Here is an 18,723-nt window from a genome sequence, read left to right as displayed (position 1 = left end):
TATTATTTTTATAATTATCCTTATTATTCTTTAAACTATCTTTTTGAGATGGGAAGTAGGGTTATAATAATTATTTTTTATTTTTATTAACATTATTATTTTTAATTATAAGTTTAAAAAGTTATGTCCATGACTAAAGTTTATATCAATATTAGAAACCCTATTATTATTATTATATCTAAGAATAGAGTAATGGCTCCATTTATCATAACTATTTTAGTTCCAAGTTTCGGTCCAAAGAGGGAGATATGAAGAGGTAGGGAGTGTTTTACATACCGAGATGAGAAGGTTATTACATTTCCTATAGTAAGACCTATCAGTACCTCCTTGGAACTTAGTATATTCTCTCTTAAAAATTCTCCAGCCATTACTACGGCTCCATAGACGTTTATCACTTCAGTTAAGGCCAGCAGACCAACATTTGGATTTAAATGAAATCTCTCAGTTATGGGCATAATTAAGTTATTTAGGTATTGAAAAATACCTAATTTAGATAGAAACACGACTAAGAACATTGTAATAAACATTACAGGCACTAACTTCCTCGAGAATTTCAATGTGCTGTAGAAGGAGTCTTTAATATCTCTCTTTTTATAACCCTTTATCTCCAACTCCCTTTCAATATTCCCATTCCTTGACAACTTATTTAGATAGAGTAATCCCACTATACTTTTTACAAGTGCTATACCTAACCTTATAAATAAAAAGGCTACTCCAGTTAGGCCTAATATAGGTATTACAACAGGGAGGAAGAATGTAAAGGTATGGGAGAGGATAGATGGGAAAGAGTTTGCAAGGGAGGTTGCAATTACCTCTTTTTCACTTATCTTATTACTCCTTAAACCTTCTGCTAAAATAGAGTATCCAACTGTAGGACTAAATAAACAGGCCAATATAGAGGATAGGGAGAGGGGATTTATATTCAGGTGTTTTATAAGGGGTAGCATCCTCTTCAAGATTTTCTCCATAATACCAGAGTTGATTAGATAGTTCATAACAAAGATGGTGGGAAGTACTATAGAGAGTACCTTTACAGTGTAAATCAGAGCAGTTTTAAATGATATAAGAAAAATATCTATATATGACATATAAACTCCTCCAGTATCCTTCTAAATATGTTGAGTATGTGATATTTTAACTTTAAAAAATAATAATTATAATAATAAAAATCTTAACTTAATTCAGGAATCTAAATATAAAAAGTGGGTAATCTATCTATTACTTTTTTAATAAAAACCTAATTCCCATTAAAAATCCTGATAAGAACAGCAATAATTATAATAAACGTATAAAAAGAAGGTATTAATAAGAGAGATAAATAGTCTCTCCTAGGACGCTCTAAGATACTCTATGGAGTGGAGTAGATCCTTCCTAACAGGCTGGCTATTATTAATTTTATTAAAGATATTTAATATTTTTTTTCTAGTCCTTTTTATTATTCTTATTTTTATTAATTCCCATCAAAAAATTCTAATAAGAATAACAATAATTATAAAAAATAAAAATATAAAAAGAAGTATTAAAATTATTGAAATTAAAACAAGAGATAAATAATTTCTCCTGGAATGCTCTAAGATACTGTAGGGATAAAACAGATCCTCCCTAACAGTCTGCTATTATTATCCATATTTTAATATTTTCTCAGTCTTCTTTATTATTTTTATTATCTAAATCTTATTATGATGGGAATAAGGTTTATTTTATTACTCCTCTTAAGATTTTTATTATTTTTTATTATAATATTTTTATTTTTATTATTCTTCTAATCACAGTCTTGATGGGAATTAAGGTTTAATTTTATTGGATATTATATTTTAATATTTTTTCTAGTCTTTTTTATTATTTTTATTATTCAAATCATTACTTTAATGAGAATTAAGGTTTAAATAAAAATAAAAAATAATAAAGAACATTTAAAATCGTAATAAAGGACAAACTATAGGTGAAATAATAAAAATTGATTCTAATATCTTAAACAACACTAAACACTGGGAAAGTAGGGCTGGATTTTACCGATCTCTCTTTTTAAGAAGTTATCTGTCCTCCTTTTTATTTATTAATTTTTATAAATATCGTTATTTTTATTATTCTTCTAATCACGGTCTTGATGGGAACTGGAATTTAATAAAAATATATTGATCATTCAAAATATTATTTTTTATAATCCTTTTTAACCTTCTCTACAACTAAGAATACACCTTCAACTCCAACTATTCTAACCTTATCACCTTTTTTTAAAGGCTCTCTGCTTTTAATATGCCACTTTTCGTTATCTATGGTAATTAGGGCCTGTCCAGTCTCATCTAAATCTACAGGTAAAACTATCTCTCTTCCTATATATTTCTCAGGTCCTATCTTTATATCTCCTTTTACCCTATATACCATATTCTGTAAAATAACAACTGTGGTTATCCCTGCAAGGAGGGCGAGAGGTAGTGCCAGAGATGGTGCATATAGTAACATTATACCATATATAGTTAGGGCTATCCCAACTGCTGGAAAGTAAAGGCCAGGTAAAATAGATTCAAGGAGTATAATGATTAGTCCAACTAAGATAAGTAAATGTCCTATATAGAATTCCATGGAATCACCGTAGAGATATCTAGTCTTCCTTTATAACTCTCCTTAGATCCTCAAAGGTATTTATATTTGTGAATACCTTTTTACTTTTATCTATATTCTTTGAGGGTACATATAGAGGGTTCAACCTGTGGATCAACGCTCTGATAGGAATTCCTCGCTCTTTCTCCTTTAATAACCTTTCCAAAGTACTTAAAGAAGATCTCTTGTAGAGGGAAAATAGGGGTTCGATATGCCCATCCTCATGCCTAGGGACTATACAGTTGTATTTCTTAGATTCTGCAATCTCTATGTATTTGAGTAGGTTTTCTACAGATCTCTTACTTATAAAGGGAGTATCACAGGGTAGTACAAGTATCCAATCTCCCTCTATTACCCTCATACCAGAGAATATTCCTACTATAGGTCCTCCGTTATATACTATATCCCAAGTTATACTCTGTCTGTATCTCCTCAGCAGGTAGTTTATCTTATCAATATTTTCCCTATCCAAATACCTCATATGTTTAAATACTACAACGAAAGGGATCTTCATCTCCACAAGTACTTTAATGGTACCTTCTATTAGATAACCTTTTCCAAATTTTCTAAATGGTTTCTCACCACCTAATCTCTTTGCATTACCTCCTGAGAGTACAACTCCTGAAATCTCCATACTACCACATATTAATAAAGATAATGATAATAATTAATATTAAATAATAATTTAAATTGTTGATAAAAAATACTACGGTGGTACTGTGAAAACAAAAGTTATAGTTCTATCTGAGGATGCTAAAACATCCCCTTCAAGGCTTTTCAGGTTTTTAAACTCCCTAAATTATAACATCAAGGTAAAGGAAACATGTTTTGGAGCCTATATAGAGGGGGAGGATGAGGTTGTTGATGAGGTTGCAAACATCGTTAGGAACTTAGAGAAGAACAAGATCTTCTGTAAGGATAGGGGGTATCCAATATGGGATAAAAGGGTATGTAGAGCCTATAGAGGGGGAGGTCCTAGGTTTGGATTCCACCAGTTGGAGGCAGAGCAGAGAACCTTGGAGTTAATATCTAAAGGGTTGGATGAGTTGGAAAAGGGTAATTTAGATGAGAGGGAGATCGAGGAGAAGTATAGGGAGATTATCAGTAGGTATAAAAAGTTAGATATTGAAAAGTTCAAGGAGACTGTAGAGAAGGAGTTATCCAATATTCTATAGGTGTGTACTTTGGGTAGGGGCAATTCTAAGTATAGGAAGGGCACAAAATTTGAGTGGGAACTTAAGAGAATACTTGAGAGAGAGGGTTTTGCAGTAGTTAGGAGTGCAGGTAGTCATGGAGTAGATCTTATAGCAGGGAGAAAGGGAGAGATCTACGCCTTTGAATGTAAATCTACATCTAAGGAAAGTTTTTATATCTCAAAGGAGAATATTCTAAAACTTTTAATTTTTTCAGAGACATTTGGAGCCAGGCCCTATATTGCAATAAAGATAAAGAGAGATATACTATTTATAGATCCCTACCTGTTAAAGTTGGAGGGTAAAAATTATTTGATAGACTACTACAAGATCTTTCCTATAGCCCTAAGTTTTAAAGAGTTGGTAGGGAAGAAATGATAACGATTTAGAGTACTTAAAAAATAGTTAAAATAATAATAAAATAAAAAAATAAAAAATTTCTAGATATACTAGGAAAAAATTTAATTTTATCTTGTTATCTATAATACTCTCTTTTTCCCAGGGTTTAAAGTAGATGTCCAGGTACAATATCCTTTGCAATAAGATCTCCGTAAGTTTCCCTCTCCCTGATAACAAAGACTCCCTTATCACTAGTTAGTACCATCCTTGGCCTTCCCCTACCGTTGTAGTTGTTTGCCATACTTATACCGTATGCCCCAACATCAAGTATAGCCACTATATCACCAACACCAACCTTTGGAATATTTCTATCCCTTCCAAAGACATCTGAACTCTCACATAGTCCTCCAGCAATATTTACAACCTCCTTTTCCTCCCTAAGTACACAGGGCACTATCTCATGGTAGGCGTCGTATATTGCAGGTCTCATCATGTCGTTCATACCTGCATCTATCATTACCCACTTTCCATAAGGAGTCTCCTTTATGTGATGAACCTTTCCAAGGAGCACCCCAGCTGTTCCTACAATACTTCTTCCAGGCTCAAGGAGGAGGTTAGGTAGATCTACCTTATCTTCGTACTCCATAATAGTATTAATTATAACCTCTGCTAACTGATAGGGAGTAGGTACCTCTTTGTCTTTATGATAGGGTATCCCTAAACCACCTCCTAAGTTAACATCCTCCACCTTTATGCCCTCCTTTTCCAACTCCACAACAAAGTCCATAACTTTCTTAGTCTCCTCCACAAATGGAGAGAGATCTGTCAGTTGGGATCCTATATGGCAGTGTAGTCCTACAACATTTACGTTATCCATATCTAGAGCCATCTTTATAGCCTTCATAGCCATACCAGATTGGACATCAAGTCCAAATTTACTCCTCTTTAAACCTGTGGATATCTTAGGATGTGTCTTTGGATCCACATCTGGGTTTATCCTAAATGCAACATTTGCCACAACTCCCATCTCCCCCGCTATCTCATCTATTAATATCAACTCACTTATACTATCTACGTTGAAAGCCCTTATATTACTCTCAATTCCCATTACAATCTCTTCCTCTGTTTTACAGTTCCCGTTGAATACTATCTTCTCAGGTGGCACCTTGGAAAGTCTCGCTATATACAACTCACCGCCACTTACAACATCTGCACCACTTCCCAACTTAGATAACAACCTTGTAATAGCTAAGTTGGAATTTGCCTTGTAGGCGTAGCAAAGAATAAAATCCTTCCCTGTTTTTTTCTTATACTCCTTAAATGCATTTTCGTACGCTCTGTAGTTTCTTACTATCTGATTTTCACTCATTACATATAGAGGAGTACCGTACTTCTCTGCAAGTTCCTTTGCACTGTATCCATCTATCTTTAGGACTCCATCCTCTACAGTTATCATGTCGTTTCCTGGGAATTTCACATTGATCACCTAATATTGCATTTCTAACAATTATAGTAGAATAGACTATTTATATTAATCTATATTACCTTAAAAAATTTTAATAAAATAATTATTAAAAATAATTATAATAATTAAAAAGTCTTAATATATAAAATAGTGAAGATTATGAACCTCAAAGATTGGGCACCTATATACTCTAAGATTATAGAGGATTTTAAATTTGATCAGGAGATGGATTTAAAGAGTGGATTACTACTGAAGGATCTAATTGATAGGCTAAAAAATAACGTCCCAGTGGAGAGGCTAAGGGAGTTAATAGAGGGTAAAACTGTCTATGTAGTTGGGGCTGGTCCCTCTATAAAGAGGCATATAGGGATATTAAAAACTCTGAAAGAGATAGAAGTAATCATCTCTGCAGATGGGGCAACAAAGGCTCTACTGGAGGAGGGCATCCTTCCAGATATAATAGTTTCAGATCTAGATGGAGATATGGATAGTATATTGGAGAGTAATAGGAAGGGATCCATAGTTGTAGTACATGCCCATGGAGATAACATAGACAGGATAAAAAAATATCTACCGAAATTGAAGAATGTTGTAGGAAGTTATCAGGTTCCTGTCCAGATTCCAGGACTTATTAACTATGGGGGATTTACAGACGGTGATAGGTGTTGTTTCCTTGCAGAGTATTACGGTGCTAAGAGAATAGTACTCTGTGGTATGGACTTTGGAGAGTATATAACTAAGTACTCAAGGCCGAACCTAAGGAGGGAGGTAGAGAAAGGGGATGATATTAAGATAAAGAAGTTAAGGTATGCTAAGGAGTTAGTAGAGTACCTTAAAGAGCATGGAAAATGTGTAATATTATCTATAGAGGAATGGATAAGATGTCAAAGGTGAATGTCCTATTAGTTGGAGGTTATGATCCTACAGGTGGAGCAGGGATTGTTGCAGATGTGAAGACAGTTGAGGTAGTAGGATGTAATCCTTTAACTGTGATCACCTCTTTAATACCTCAAAACAACAAGAGGGTATATTCTAAGATGGATCTTCCAAGGGATGTAATAGAGGATCAACTTCAGGCTATATTTGAGGACTTCCAAGTACCTATTGTAAAGACTGGAGTATTAACTGAGGACGCTATAGATGTACTTTTAAAGTATCATAAAGAATACAACTTTAAAATAGTGTGTGATCCTGTTTTAAGATCTACAACAGGCTATAACTTCATAGATGAGAAAACCCTGGAAAAGTATTTTAAACTCTTTAAAAGATCCCTTTTAATACTCCCTAACTCTCAGGAGTACAACATAATAAGACAGTCTAAGTATTTTAAGGATTTAGAGAAGGGGAACAACTACATACTGATAACTGGGATTGAGGATAAACTCCTCTATAAAGGTAAGATAATAAGGAGGTTCAGAGGGAGGAAGATAGATAGGGAGGTGCATGGTACAGGTTGTGTATTTGCCTCTGCAGTGGCATCCTTTATTGCAAAGGGATATAATATTGTAGATGCCATCGAGGAGGGAAAGAGAGTGGTGTTGGCATCTGTGATATATGCAACTAAGACGAAGTACGGATATAACTCCAATCCTATATATATAAACAGGGAGAGAATACTAAAGAGTTTATACTACGCCCTCCATCTACTAAGGGAAATGGATCTCCAATCTCTTATTCCAGAGGGCGATTCTTACATTGGAGAGTGTCTCATCCTTCCAAGGGATATTGAAGATATTGCCAGTTTAAGGATTACAGGAAAAGGTGCAGTTGAATATGTGAAGTTTGGAGTCTCCAATATTGTATCCAAGGCGATAATTACCGCCAACTATTACGATCCCAAGGTTAGAGGTGCAATAACAATAAAGTGCTCTTCGGATATCTTAGAAACTCTAAGGAAGTGTGGATTTTCCCTTTTTCCCTTACCTGATGGGATGGAAATCAGAGGAATAGAGGAGGGCATAAAGGTAGTATATGAGAAATTTGAGGGAGTGCCTGATGCTATCTACTTCAAGGATAAGGTTATTATATTCGGAGAGGATGGAGTAGATGTTGTAAAAAAGGTGAAAAGGGCTTGTGAAGTTTTAAGGTAAAAATCCTATTACTATCATTCTATGTGTCCATGGGTACTAAGAAGGTGGTGTGTTAGATGTTGTTGTTAATCTAAGGCGTTTAAGGGTATGAGAAAATATTTTTAAAAATTTTAAATTTTATAAAATCTTAATTTCCATTAAAGTAGTAATTATTATAATAAAAATCTTAAAAAGAATAATAAAATAAATAAACACCCTAATTCCCATTAAAAAAATTCTAATAAAAATAACAATAATTATAATAAAAGCAATAAAAAGAAGGTATTAAGATCAAAAATAAGAGATAGATAATCTCTCCTGGGATGCTATAAGATGCTATGGAAGTAGAGCAGATCCTTCTTAGCAGGTTGCTATTATTAATTTTTATTATAAAATATCATATTTCAATATTTTTTCCAGTCTTTTTTATTATTTTTATTATTTAAATCGTTACTTTAATGGAAATTAGAGTATTAATAATTAAAAAAATAATCTATTTAACAATATCTATCTTGTAAGATTTTCCTGAACACTAGAATAAGATTAAGAATATTCACAGTTGTAGTTAAAAGATTAGTGTCAATCCTTATTAGATGGATAATTCTTTCCTCCAGTATTTAAGAAATGGATAAAAATATCACTTAGTATACTTTCACAAAATTTTATTCGAAGTAGATGGAAGGTATTTATTTTTAAACAGTTTCTTTTGTTTTATTTTTTATATTGTGTAAATAATTATTAATCTTATAATATTTTTGATAGAAACAAGAGTTTATAAATATCATAATAAAAACATAAAAACATTAAAAATATAGCTATAATTAAATATTTTTTCTTTTTTAACTGTTTTTTAACAGTATATTTTATTTATTATAAATATTTTTTAATTATCTTTACTTCAATCTCTTAACTATATCCACTATCTCCCCAATATTCTCTATCTTCACATCTGCAGTATCTAATGCCTTTTTTGAAACCTTGCCTCCCTGTAAGTTGATAACCGATAGATCACTCTCAAGCATTGCAGGTACATCGTTAGTTCCATCCCCTACCATAACTACTTTATACCCTTTTCTCTTTAACTTTAACACTAAGTCCCTCTTAAGGTGTTGATGTGCCTCTGGGAGGATGTGATCCTTGTCAATACCTATTAACCTACTTAACTTTTCAATGGCGTACTTACTATCCCCAGAGGCTATATATATCTCCACTCCCATATCCTTCAACTCTTCTATGGCTTCATGCACTCCCTCAAATAGACAACCTCCGGTGGCAATGGTATACTCTATTCTTCCCTTTACAGTATCACAGATCAGGGCGTATCCAGGATCTGTTTCAATGTTAAACCTGTTAAGTATATTTGCAGGGTCCTGTAGTTCCTTTACCTTAGTTTTACAATCTTTTAGAATATTTCCCTTGAAGATTGGAGGGTGGCAGTATGTGATCCTCCACTTTATCCTCTCAAGTAGATCCCTCATTGGCATATCTGGATCTAAATTTAAAAGAGGAATATTCTCCCCTATAACAACTAAAACTCTACCTCTCTTTTTATCTACGATATCTACAGTCTGATGATTACATAGAAACTTCTGGGATTCTATCTCTTTGACGATCCTTTTAACATCCACCAAGGTACCAGAGCAGTCAAAAACTACGGCAGTTTTCATAGGATCCCGTTATATCATTTTTAAACTTTCTACAAAGGATCTTATTAGATCTTCACTCTTCTCACCTTCCTTTTCAACACCACTTGATACATCCACCCCAAAAGGTTGTACGTAATCCACAATTTCCCTAACATTCTCTGGGTTCAGCCCCCCTGCAAGTACTACATCGAATTTTTTACAGATTATCTTACTTACCCTGTGATCGTGAGTAACTCCACATCCTTTACCTGTATCCAAGAGGATCCTATCCACTATATCTTTATACTCTGCTATCTTATTTATAAGATCCTCTGCATCTCTCTCAGGGAAAGTGCTCCTCTTAGGTACTTTAAAAACTTTCATTATAAATACACTGTATTCGTCCTTTAACCTTTCTACAGTTCCAACATCCATATCTGAATGGATCTGAATATACTCAGTTTCAGTTTTTTCTATAACCTCTGACCAAGATTTAAAATCCTCCAATGTAGAGACTGTAAATACTGGGATACTGGAAGTTTCTATCAACTCCTTAGCCCTATCTAAACTTATCCTCCTTTTAGATTCTGACTCCACTATCACCCCTGTGGCGTCGGCATACTTCTCCACTATATTTAACTCCCTCTCAGTTTTAACACCACATATTTTAATAAACATTCAGTATCACTCTACAATTATCTTAACAATATCTCCATTTTTTAAAAATAGGTAATTTCTTAGATTCAACGGTGATATTACCTCCACTATGTCCTTGGGATGGTTAGATTTCTCCGGGAATATTAGGGCACCTTTTATAGCGAATTCATCCTTGGATACCTTTGCAGGGAGGACTTTTACACCGTAGTATTTCTTACCTTTGTATTCGAAACCATCTATCTTAAAACACTTAGATGTATCTAAGGGAATATACTCACTTAACTTGATATTTAACGTTCCCTCGTAAGGATAGTACCCTAATATACTTTTAAATCTCTCCCTGTATGGTTTTAAAGACATAAAATATCTACCTTCTCCCCTCCCAGAGGTTACTCTCCCGTAAAGTACTGTCATACTATCACAGTATGTATTATTAGTTGTGAAAATTTAAGTTTTATTATTTTATTATTTATATTATAATAACCTTAGTTTCCACCAAGCAGTGATTAAAAGAACAATGAAAATGATCAATAATAAAAACTATTAAATACCTTTAGGATCTTTCCGAACACTTAAGTAAGATAGGAGATTTTACTCTGAATCCCTGTATTAAAAGATATCCAGAAGATTATAGAAGTTTTTATTTTAAAACTTTTTCTTATTTTTTATTTTTATTTATTATAATTATTATTTTTATAATTATTTTTATTATTCTTTAAATTTATCATTTTGAGGGGAATTAAGGTTTAAAATTATAATTAAAATAAAAAGAGATAAGATTATAACTCTAATTATAACTCCTTTACAGCAGGGATTACCTCTTTACCTATCAATTTAATACTCTTCTCCTTGTTAGGTCCAATTGGAGAACCTGCAACAACTTGAGTAACTCCCATCTCTGCCAAACCTTTTATCTTCTCTACAACATCCTCAGGAGTTCCATATAGGGAGAATGCCTCTAACATGGCATCATCCACTGTGGAAAATGCAGTTCCAAAGTCTCCCTTCTTTAGAGCCTCTCTTATTTTCTCTACCTTCTCCATTTCTATACCATGTCTCTCCAATACTATTGGAGGAGATCCTGCTGCAATAAATGCCACCACTGGAACTGCAGCCTGTTTAGCCTTCTCTGGGTTTTTATCTACAGACATACAGGCGTATGCTGCAACGTCGATCTCTTCTATACTTCTACCTGCAGATTCTGCCCCCTTCTTAATAATTGGTATTGCGGTCTCAAAGTCCTTTGGGTTAGATGCATTGATTAAAACTCCATCTGCAATCATCCCTGCAGTTTCAAGCATCTTTGGTCCCTGGGCTCCCATATATATTGGTATCTCAGATTTTGGCTTTATAGACAACTGGGCACCTGTCTCTAACTTCTCCCCCTTCATTAGAGTTCTTATATCTGCGATAGCCTTCTTAATTGTTGATACCGGTTTTACCCAGTCTATACCTAAGGCGTCAAATGTAGCCTTGTCACCTGGTCCTATACCTAAAACTGCCCTTCCACCTGACAACTCATCCAATGTAACCATTGCAGATGCAGTAATTGCAGGGTGTCTTATGTATGGGTTAGTTACTCCAGGTCCCAATTTAATTTTGTTTGTTACACCTGCAATGGCTGTTAAAGTCATATATACATTTCTGTTGTTGTAGTGGTCGGTGATCCAACAGTACTGGAATCCACTGTCCTCTGCCAACTTTACATAGTGGCATATCTTAGTTATAGGTTCGTTAGGTACAAACTCTATCCCAACCTTCATATTTTTCACCTAGGTGTTGTTATATCTTTATTTATTATTAAATTTTATTAATATATATTTAATTCTCATTAAATCAAATAGAAAAATATAAATATAACTTTTAAATATTCTGAGCAATTTAAAAATCTAATATGGGATATCATATATTCTAAAATCCTATGGTATAAAAATTTTAATATAGTATTAACTGTTAACTCTTTTCTACGGTGATTTTATGGACCTAGATAAACTGTACACAAAGAATATTTCAAAAAAGGAGTGTTTAGAACTTTTTGAGGATGATGAAAATCTATTTGATATCTTAAAGGTGGGAGATACTCTTAGGAAGGTTATCGTAGGAGATGTAGTAACCTACGTAGTTAACAGGAACATCAATTATACCAACATCTGTGTAGGAGACTGTAAATTCTGTGCCTTCAGAGTAAATATGGGAGATAGGAGAGCCTACTTTTTAGATGTGAATGAAATAGCTAGAAGAGCCCTAGAGGCAAAAAAGATGGGATGTACAGAGGTATGTATCCAGGGAGGACTCCATCCTAAGGTGGATACTTACTTTCAAGGGGAGATACTGGAAAAAGTCCATAGAGTTACTGAACCTTACGGAGGTATCCATATCCATGCATTCTCTCCAATGGAGGTTAAATTTGCAAGTGAGAATGCAGGTCTCAATGTAAAGGAGGCGTTAAAGATACTGAAGGAAAAAGGATTAAACACCATGCCTGGGACGGCGGCAGAGATTCTAGATGACTCTATCCGATCAGAACTCTGTCCCTCTAAACTCTCTACAAGGGAGTGGATAGATATAATAAAAACAGCTCATAAGTTAGGGATAAAAACAACATGTACTATAATGTACGGCCACATCGAGGAATATGAACATATAGTTAAACATCTCTTTATTTTAAAGGAGATACAGGAGGAAACTGGAGGATTTACAGAGTTTGTGCCTTTAACGTTCATGTATAGATTAGCCCCTATATACCTCAACGGGAGAGCAAGGAGAGGTGCGACAGGTATAGAGGATCTTAAGATCTATGCAATAAGCAGGATACTCTTCAAAGATCTTATAAGGAATATCCAGGTGTCATGGGTAAAGTTAGGGATAAAGATGGCCCAGGTTGCCCTAAGATGCGGTGCCAACGACTTTGGAGGAACCCTTATGGAGGAGAACATCTCCAGGGCTGCAGGTGCTGAGTACGGTGTCAGTCTATCTGTAGAGGAGATAAGAAGTATTATTAGAGAGATAGGTAGAATTCCTAAGGAGAGGAATACGCTGTATGAGATACTGGAGTGATTTAATAAGTGCTAGAGATGATTAGTATATAATTTTTAAACTAATAATAGAACTATACTTAAGATGAATAAAATAAAAAAGTAAAAAACCCTAAGAAGAAGAGTTAACGAAAATTCAAAGTGTTTAAGACATTCTAAAAACTGCAACGGGATTTTAGTTTTCATTCCTTTTTAGTGATTTTAAAACTTTTATTTTAATTATTTTTATAATCATTATTATCACGAACAAAAAAATAATTATTGTGCTAACTAAAACCATTAAGAGATCTTAAATAAATAAAAAAATTAATAAAAAAAAATAATAATTATTAAAAAGAGAATAATAATTGAAATCTGAAGAACAAACATTCTAAAAACTGTTAATGCCTAATAAAAACAAAATAGGGGCAAAAAAAAATATACAACCCTTGTCCTCTAGTTTGCACTGACCACTGGAGGAGCATGAGAGGTTTCTGTTAAACCTTTTTTAAGAGTTTTTTACTTTTCTCTTATTATTTTATTTTCTTATCTTTTCTATCTAATTATATTTTACTTTTTTACTAAAAATTATAATTTTTATTATAAAATTTTAAAAACCTTAATTCCCATCAAAAAAATCCTGATAAAAATAATAATAATTATAATAAAAGTAATAAATATAATAAAAGAATAAGAGATAAATAGTCTCTCCTAGGGTGCTCTAAGATACTCTATGAAAGTGGAGTAGATCCTCCCTAACCAGTTGCTGTTATTAATTTTATTATGAAGATTTTTCTCCTTCAATCTTCTTTTTAAAATGTTATATCTGAGATGATAGAAGTTTTTATTTTAAAATCTTTTCTTTATTATTTTTATTTTTATTAATTTTTATAATTATTTTTATTATTCTTTAAATTATCATTTTGGTGGGAACTAGGGTATTAAAAAATTATATTTATATTATTGTATTATTTAAATCGAAATCCGAGGAGTTGTGATAAAGATCGAGAAGATTTGAGTATAAAATAAGTATTTCGACGTAAAGTTCAAATTAATATAAAAAAGAAATTTTTAAAGAACTATTAACTACCTATTACTTCAACAGTCCCAGAGCCTTATTTGTCATCTCTATAGACTTTATATTGTCATCTACCATCTCCAACATAGATCTTATACAGTCTATATTTTCAGGTACTACATCGCTCTCCTGGTGGATAGCCTGCATCAGGAATACCTCCTTATCCACCACGTTGATACTCTCCTCCCATACTGCGATCTCGTAAAGGTCGTATCTCATCCTTCCTATATCCCTTGCAAACTCTATTATTGTGGCAGTTGAGTTAAGTCCCTCTTCTGCACTTACTGTAATTACCCTTGGAGTTCTCTCTATGCCCTCAAGGATATCCTCCTTAGTGGTACCTGTCGTCTCCACCATAACTGTATGCATATGCATCAAGGTAGTAGGTACAACTACTGCAGAGGTGAATATCTTCCCTTCAAGTTCTGGAATTACAGAGACTACATCAGGTCCATGGTGGGAGGGTAAAGTTGGAGGGTTAGGTACTATAGCATTTATAGGTCCTCTCTTTACATCATTGGGATCTGCTCCTCTCCTTACAAGTACCGCCCTTACTTTTACAATATCGGTTACTGAATCTATGGCGTAGAGTATTCTACAGAGTCCAGTGGTATTACAGGATACTACTCTTACGTAATCCCTGCCATAACACCTGTCATAACTCCAGAGTACATTGAAGTTGTCCTCTACGTACTGTGCCTTTTCACCACCTTGAAGTATAGCCTTCACCTTGTACTCTTTATACATTTTTAGGTTCTCCTTTCCTACTCCACCAGGAGTACAGTCCACTACAATATCTGCCTCCTCTATAACGTCGAAGATTGTACCTTCAATTTCTATCCCTTTCTCCTCGAAGAGGGATTTCCTCTCTGGAATAGCAGTATATAGTTTATATCCCTTCTCTATAGCTAACCTTGCTTCAAAGTCTGGCTTTGTCTTGGTAACACCAATTACCTCCATATCCTTCTGCTTTGCAACTGCATCTGCCACCCTCTTACCTATGGAACCGTATCCGTTTATTAGAACTTTTACCATAGTGTATCCCTCCATGTGATGGTATAAGTATTATACCGTTAATATATTATATAAATTTAGTTTAAGGATATAAAGTAATATCAAAAACTAAAAGGTGAAACTATGAGAAAGGTAGGTACAGAACTTCTAAAGAGAGGATTTGCTAAGATGGTAAAGTACGGAGTTATAATGGATGTTACAAGTGTTGAACAGGCACAGATTGCCGAGGATGCTGGGGCTACTGCGGTGATGGCCTTGGAAAGAGTACCTGCAGATATAAGAGCCCAGGGAGGAGTTGCAAGGATGTCAGATCCTCAACTGATCTTAGATATTAAAGATGCAGTATCCATCCCTGTAATGGCTAAGGTGAGGATAGGACACTTTGTCGAGGCCCAGGTCTTAGAGGCTATTGGTGTAGATATGATAGATGAGAGTGAGGTACTTACACCTGCAGACGATGTGCATCACATAGACAAGAAGAGATTTATAGTGCCCTTTGTATGTGGTGCCAGGGATTTAGGAGAGGCACTTAGGAGGATAGATGAAGGAGCAGCCATGATAAGAACCAAGGGAGAGGCAGGAACTGGTAACGTTGTAGAGGCAGTTAGACATGTAAGAACTGTAAATGAAGGTATTGCAAGGGTGGTTGGATACTACGAGATGGGATTAGACAGGGAACTTCTACAGATGGCTAGAGTGTTAAAGGTACCTGTAGATCTCCTATACGAGGTTGCCAAGTTGAGGAGATTACCTGTTGTAAATTTCGCTGCAGGAGGTATTGCCACACCTGCAGATGCCGCCATGATGATGCAGTTGGGATGTGATGGAGTATTTGTAGGTTCAGGTATCTTCAAATCTGAGAATCCAGAGGAGAGGGCTAGGGCTATTGTTGAAGCAACTTATAACTACGATAAACCTGATGTTATAGCAGAGGTTAGTAAGAACCTTGGAGAACCTATGCCAGGTATTGATATAGAGAGTTTACCTGAAAAGGATCGTCTCGCTAAGAGAGGGAATTAATTATAAATAGTATGAAGTTTAAAATTTTTTTATAAAGTTTTTAGGAGATAGTATGCCAGTTGCAGAGGTTAGTATAGTGCCCATTGGAGAGGGCCCAAGTATCTCCAAATACGTAAAGAAGGCTATAGAGGTTTTTAAAAAATACAATTTAAAAGTTGAACCTTGCGCAATGGGAACTGTATTGGAAGGGGACTTAGATGAGATAATAAGGGCCTTCAAAGAGGCTCATGAAACTGTACTTAATGATACTGTAAGGGTACTGAGTACTTTAAAGATCGATGATAGAAAGGATAAGGAAATTACTATAGAGGGGAAGTTAAAGGCTATAGGTTGCTATAAAGAGGAGAACTGAGATAAATAAAAAAATAAAACTCTTGAAGGGTTAAAGTCTTCAGTATCAGTGTAGTTTGGAGTACTGGAGCCATATTTTAACTTTTTTATCAGTTTTTATTAGGTATTAACAGTTTTAAAATTTTTATTTTTTCGATTTATTTTTATAAATAAATCCAGTTTCTATAAAAAATCTGGGACCTGTCCACTTAACATAAACACCACCTCAGTTTATTATAATACAGAACAAATAACCTACAAAAGAAGTTCCAGTTTCTAACAGGATTTTTAGCATTAATAGAGCAGAAAAAGATCTTTACCCTCTGCTTCAGAGAAGAAAACACCGATTCTATCAAACTCCCCCGCCCAAAAGTCTGATGTTCAAAGTTTAAATTAAGACTTTTTAGAGCACTAATTAGCCATGGGGCTTTATCTATAAGGAATTTAGGCTCACCCCTACAGTACTTCAGTACTTTCTTTACAAAGGACCTCGTAATTAGATGATTCCTTATTGTATAGACTCTCATTAAAATTAATTCATTCCTCTCAACATCTACAGCTGAATAAACGTAATAGTGCTTCCCGCCACCTTTAACAACAGTTTCATCCACCGCTATTAGATCTCTTTCTCTTTCCTCTGTTGTAATGGATAATTCTTCTTTAAACTTATTTATCCAGTTCCAAACTGATGTTTTTGAGACTGGATAAATCTCTGAAAGAATTCTGGCAGTCCTTCTTACTGAAGATGTCTGAATGTAGGTTGCAATGGCGAGTGTTTTAATTTCTATAGGTATTTTGTTCCTCTTAAAGATTTTTAATTTCTTTATAATATCTTTTACTCTTAGCATAATAGTATCTTATGTACATTGTTATATATGATGTTTGTTTTATGTGGACAGGACCCCGGACCCCCCTCTCTACTAGAAAAATTTATATATGTAAACAGGTGTTCATAGTAGTGTATACAATTAACACAACTATGAAGATAGTAAACAATTAAAAAACTTTAAATAAAGAATAATAATATATTTCATATTACAACCAAAATATATTAACAAAAAATAATACTGGTGATTGCCTTGGATGTTAAAGAATTAGGTAAAAAGTTGGAGGAATTACTAGGATTGGAATATCCTCCAGTTGCTGTAAAACTTGCAAAATCTAAAGATGAGATCCCTGAAAATTATAGTGAAATAGAAAACCAAGTAAGGCACTGTGAAATGGTTCAAATAGCAAGGAAGGAAGGAAAGAAATTCTATGCTACCTTGGAAAAACACTTATGTAAAGGAGGGGCCTATGCAATAGGAATTCTTCAAAACCCTCCAGAACCCTTGGCCACAGGTAAGTTATACCACAAGTTAGGTAACTTTGAAACAGAGGAGGCTGCAATAAGGACTGTAGAGGCTATACCTAGAGTTAAGGAAGAGATATACGCAAGTGTATATGCACCTCTAAGTGATGCAGACTTTGAACCAGACTCAATACTGGTTATAGCTACACCAAAGAAGATTCTAAGGCTGGTACAGGCATTACTCTACAAAGAGGGAGGAAGGTTCCAGGGAGACTTTGCAGGTATCCAATCCCTATGTGCAGATGCAGTGGCTGCTGTTAAGGTTAGGGGAGTTGCAAATGCTACCTTGGGATGTAACGGTTCCAGGAAATACGCTCGTATAGAGGATGGGGAAATGATATTTGCATTCCCGCCCTCTGATTTAGAGAATATCGTTAAGGCATTGGAACACTTCAAAGAAATCTGGGGATAATAAAAAAGATAGGAGGTAATGAGTATGGTAAAGATACTGGTATTCACATCTCCAATGTGTCCTCACTGTCCTCCTGCAAAGAGGGTTGTTGAGGAGGTAGTTTCAGAGATAGGTAAAGGAATAGAGGTAGAGTATATAGACGTTATGAAGGAACCTGAGAAGGCTGCAGAATATGGAATTATGGCAGTACCTACTATAGTAATCGATGGAGAGGTTGCCTTCGTTGGAGCCCCTACAAAGGAGGCATTGAGGGAAAAAATAGCCAAATACATTTAATTCCTTATTTATAATTATAATAATTTTTATTTTAAAAATATCCATATAATGATATCTATGAAACTATGGATACTTTGTAAATACAATAATTCAAGAAATCCCAATGAAGATGATCTTGTAATAAACTGTGGTATATGTAAAGGTATGGACACTTTAAACTCTATTAAAGTTATATTAGAAGAGTATTGTGATGAAATAGAGGATATAGTCTATCCTGAATGTAATATCTTAAAAAATGTATTAAATAAAAAGTATTAAATAAAAATATGAAAAGGATAC

The 18,723-nt window shown here is 34.2% G+C and carries 20 protein-coding genes; 10 read left to right on the top strand and 10 right to left on the bottom strand.

The genetic code is table 11. The features are described 5' to 3' along the window. Nucleotides 1–140: 140 nt before the first annotated feature. The 3 genes from CFE53_RS02560 to CFE53_RS02545 form a co-directional block, all read right to left on the bottom strand. The gene (locus tag CFE53_RS02560; RefSeq protein WP_148120338.1) at nt 141–1,088 is read right to left on the bottom strand and encodes a nucleoside recognition domain-containing protein; all 948 of its coding nucleotides are present in this window, start codon (nt 1,086–1,088) and stop codon (nt 141–143) included. 1,063 nt (nt 1,089–2,151) lie between these two features. Next, nucleotides 2,152–2,583 (bottom strand): NfeD family protein, encoded by a 432-nt coding sequence (locus tag CFE53_RS02550; protein ID WP_148120336.1) that lies wholly within the window; start codon nt 2,581–2,583, stop codon nt 2,152–2,154. Between the two features lie 19 nt (nt 2,584–2,602). Then, nucleotides 2,603–3,235: a molybdenum cofactor guanylyltransferase gene (locus tag CFE53_RS02545; protein ID WP_148120335.1), complete on the bottom strand. Its 633-nt coding sequence runs from the start codon at nt 3,233–3,235 to the stop codon at nt 2,603–2,605. A gap of 85 nt (nt 3,236–3,320) precedes the next feature. On the opposite strand from CFE53_RS02545, the gene CFE53_RS02540 reads away from it, so the two are divergent. Both CFE53_RS02540 and hjc read left to right on the top strand, forming a co-directional pair. Beyond that, nucleotides 3,321–3,776, top strand: a complete 456-nt coding sequence (locus CFE53_RS02540; RefSeq protein ID WP_148120334.1) for a methanogenesis marker 6 protein — start codon at nt 3,321–3,323, stop codon at nt 3,774–3,776. A gap of 9 nt (nt 3,777–3,785) precedes the next feature. Further along, nucleotides 3,786–4,172 (top strand): Holliday junction resolvase Hjc, encoded by a 387-nt coding sequence (gene hjc / locus CFE53_RS02535; protein WP_148120333.1) that lies wholly within the window; start codon nt 3,786–3,788, stop codon nt 4,170–4,172. Nucleotides 4,173–4,299: 127 nt separating this feature from the next. Here hjc and lysA read toward each other — a convergent pair whose 3' ends face one another. Further along, complete coding sequence (gene lysA, locus CFE53_RS02530; RefSeq protein ID WP_172456346.1) at nt 4,300–5,610, bottom strand: diaminopimelate decarboxylase; 1,311 nt, start codon at nt 5,608–5,610, stop codon at nt 4,300–4,302. Between the two features lie 147 nt (nt 5,611–5,757). Between lysA and CFE53_RS02525 the strand changes: the two genes are divergently transcribed. Beyond that, complete coding sequence (locus CFE53_RS02525; RefSeq protein ID WP_148120332.1) at nt 5,758–6,492, top strand: 6-hydroxymethylpterin diphosphokinase MptE-like protein; 735 nt, start codon at nt 5,758–5,760, stop codon at nt 6,490–6,492. After that, nucleotides 6,480–7,688 (top strand): bifunctional hydroxymethylpyrimidine kinase/phosphomethylpyrimidine kinase, encoded by a 1,209-nt coding sequence (locus tag CFE53_RS02520; protein WP_148121130.1) that lies wholly within the window; start codon nt 6,480–6,482, stop codon nt 7,686–7,688. Before CFE53_RS02525 ends, CFE53_RS02520 begins: the two co-directional genes overlap by 13 nt. An 872-nt stretch (nt 7,689–8,560) precedes the next feature. Here the strand turns inward: CFE53_RS02520 and CFE53_RS02515 are convergent. The 4 genes from CFE53_RS02515 to mer all read right to left on the bottom strand — a co-directional run bounded on the left by CFE53_RS02515 (nt 8,561) and on the right by mer (nt 11,712). Further along, entirely contained in the window at nt 8,561–9,334 is a 774-nt protein-coding gene (locus CFE53_RS02515) for an HAD family hydrolase (RefSeq protein WP_148120331.1), read from the bottom strand. A 9-nt stretch (nt 9,335–9,343) separates the two neighbouring features. After that, nucleotides 9,344–9,970: a phosphoribosylanthranilate isomerase gene (locus CFE53_RS02510; RefSeq protein WP_148120330.1), complete on the bottom strand. Its 627-nt coding sequence runs from the start codon at nt 9,968–9,970 to the stop codon at nt 9,344–9,346. A gap of 6 nt (nt 9,971–9,976) precedes the next feature. Continuing rightward, nucleotides 9,977–10,363, bottom strand: a complete 387-nt coding sequence (gene ribK, locus CFE53_RS02505) for a CTP-dependent riboflavin kinase (protein ID WP_148120329.1) — start codon at nt 10,361–10,363, stop codon at nt 9,977–9,979. A 377-nt stretch (nt 10,364–10,740) separates the two neighbouring features. Beyond that, nucleotides 10,741–11,712 (bottom strand): 5,10-methylenetetrahydromethanopterin reductase, encoded by a 972-nt coding sequence (gene mer, locus CFE53_RS02500; protein ID WP_148120328.1) that lies wholly within the window; start codon nt 11,710–11,712, stop codon nt 10,741–10,743. Nucleotides 11,713–11,926: 214 nt separating this feature from the next. Between mer and cofH the strand changes: the two genes are divergently transcribed. After that, nucleotides 11,927–13,006 (top strand): 5-amino-6-(D-ribitylamino)uracil--L-tyrosine 4-hydroxyphenyl transferase CofH, encoded by a 1,080-nt coding sequence (gene cofH / locus CFE53_RS02495; protein ID WP_148120327.1) that lies wholly within the window; start codon nt 11,927–11,929, stop codon nt 13,004–13,006. Between the two features lie 1,050 nt (nt 13,007–14,056). On the opposite strand, the gene CFE53_RS02490 is transcribed toward cofH, so the two are convergent. Then, nucleotides 14,057–15,076, bottom strand: coding sequence for a type II glyceraldehyde-3-phosphate dehydrogenase (locus tag CFE53_RS02490; RefSeq protein ID WP_148120326.1), 1,020 nt, complete (start codon nt 15,074–15,076; stop codon nt 14,057–14,059). 102 nt (nt 15,077–15,178) lie between these two features. Here CFE53_RS02490 and pdxS point away from each other — a divergent pair, with 102 nt between their 5' ends. Beyond that, nucleotides 15,179–16,075 (top strand): pyridoxal 5'-phosphate synthase lyase subunit PdxS, encoded by an 897-nt coding sequence (pdxS, locus tag CFE53_RS02485; protein WP_148120325.1) that lies wholly within the window; start codon nt 15,179–15,181, stop codon nt 16,073–16,075. A gap of 52 nt (nt 16,076–16,127) precedes the next feature. After that, nucleotides 16,128–16,427 carry an MTH1187 family thiamine-binding protein gene (locus CFE53_RS02480; RefSeq protein ID WP_148120324.1) on the top strand — a complete coding sequence of 100 codons (300 nt, stop codon included), beginning with the start codon at nt 16,128–16,130 and terminating at the stop codon, nt 16,425–16,427. Between the two features lie 187 nt (nt 16,428–16,614). Here the strand turns inward: CFE53_RS02480 and CFE53_RS02475 are convergent, their stop codons facing one another. Next, nucleotides 16,615–17,253, bottom strand: a complete 639-nt coding sequence (locus CFE53_RS02475; protein ID WP_148120323.1) for a DDE-type integrase/transposase/recombinase — start codon at nt 17,251–17,253, stop codon at nt 16,615–16,617. Nucleotides 17,254–17,484: 231 nt separating this feature from the next. Between CFE53_RS02475 and CFE53_RS02470 the strand changes: the two genes are divergently transcribed. From CFE53_RS02470 to CFE53_RS02460, 3 genes are read left to right on the top strand one after another with little or no spacing between them, the layout of a single operon-like run. Then, the gene (locus tag CFE53_RS02470) at nt 17,485–18,168 is read left to right on the top strand and encodes a DUF169 domain-containing protein (RefSeq protein WP_148120322.1); all 684 of its coding nucleotides are present in this window, start codon (nt 17,485–17,487) and stop codon (nt 18,166–18,168) included. A gap of 18 nt (nt 18,169–18,186) precedes the next feature. After that, a complete protein-coding gene (locus CFE53_RS02465; RefSeq protein ID WP_148120321.1) occupies nt 18,187–18,444 on the top strand; it encodes an MJ0307 family thioredoxin in 258 nt (85 codons plus the stop codon). A 57-nt stretch (nt 18,445–18,501) separates the two neighbouring features. Further along, entirely contained in the window at nt 18,502–18,702 is a 201-nt protein-coding gene (locus CFE53_RS02460; protein WP_148120320.1) for a hypothetical protein, read from the top strand. The last annotated feature ends 21 nt before the right edge of the window (nt 18,703–18,723 follow it).

Origin of the sequence: Methanofervidicoccus sp. A16, from assembly GCF_003351865.1 — an archaeon.
Taxonomy (GTDB): Archaea; AGJL01; Methanococci; order Methanococcales; family Methanococcaceae; genus Methanofervidicoccus.
The sequence above is the reverse complement of the archived record's forward strand: the minus strand, read 5'-3'. Positions and strand labels throughout refer to the sequence as shown.

Excerpts from the sequence above, each read along its gene's own strand:
- CFE53_RS02560 (WP_148120338.1), bottom strand. The coding sequence starts at position 1,088 with ATGTCATATATAGATATTTTTCTTATATCATTTAAAACTGCTCTGATT.
- CFE53_RS02550 (WP_148120336.1), bottom strand. The coding sequence starts at position 2,583 with ATGGAATTCTATATAGGACATTTACTTATCTTAGTTGGACTAATCATT.
- CFE53_RS02545 (WP_148120335.1), bottom strand. The coding sequence starts at position 3,235 with ATGGAGATTTCAGGAGTTGTACTCTCAGGAGGTAATGCAAAGAGATTA.
- CFE53_RS02525 (WP_148120332.1), top strand. The coding sequence starts at position 5,758 with ATGAACCTCAAAGATTGGGCACCTATATACTCTAAGATTATAGAGGAT.
- CFE53_RS02520 (WP_148121130.1), top strand. The coding sequence starts at position 6,480 with ATGTCAAAGGTGAATGTCCTATTAGTTGGAGGTTATGATCCTACAGGT.
- CFE53_RS02515 (WP_148120331.1), bottom strand. The coding sequence starts at position 9,334 with ATGAAAACTGCCGTAGTTTTTGACTGCTCTGGTACCTTGGTGGATGTT.
- CFE53_RS02510 (WP_148120330.1), bottom strand. The coding sequence starts at position 9,970 with ATGTTTATTAAAATATGTGGTGTTAAAACTGAGAGGGAGTTAAATATA.
- ribK (WP_148120329.1), bottom strand. The coding sequence starts at position 10,363 with ATGACAGTACTTTACGGGAGAGTAACCTCTGGGAGGGGAGAAGGTAGA.
- mer (WP_148120328.1), bottom strand. The coding sequence starts at position 11,712 with ATGAAGGTTGGGATAGAGTTTGTACCTAACGAACCTATAACTAAGATA.
- cofH (WP_148120327.1), top strand. The coding sequence starts at position 11,927 with ATGGACCTAGATAAACTGTACACAAAGAATATTTCAAAAAAGGAGTGT.
- CFE53_RS02490 (WP_148120326.1), bottom strand. The coding sequence starts at position 15,076 with ATGGTAAAAGTTCTAATAAACGGATACGGTTCCATAGGTAAGAGGGTG.
- pdxS (WP_148120325.1), top strand. The coding sequence starts at position 15,179 with ATGAGAAAGGTAGGTACAGAACTTCTAAAGAGAGGATTTGCTAAGATG.
- CFE53_RS02480 (WP_148120324.1), top strand. The coding sequence starts at position 16,128 with ATGCCAGTTGCAGAGGTTAGTATAGTGCCCATTGGAGAGGGCCCAAGT.
- CFE53_RS02475 (WP_148120323.1), bottom strand. The coding sequence starts at position 17,253 with ATGCTAAGAGTAAAAGATATTATAAAGAAATTAAAAATCTTTAAGAGG.
- CFE53_RS02465 (WP_148120321.1), top strand. The coding sequence starts at position 18,187 with ATGAGTATGGTAAAGATACTGGTATTCACATCTCCAATGTGTCCTCAC.
- CFE53_RS02460 (WP_148120320.1), top strand. The coding sequence starts at position 18,502 with ATGAAACTATGGATACTTTGTAAATACAATAATTCAAGAAATCCCAAT.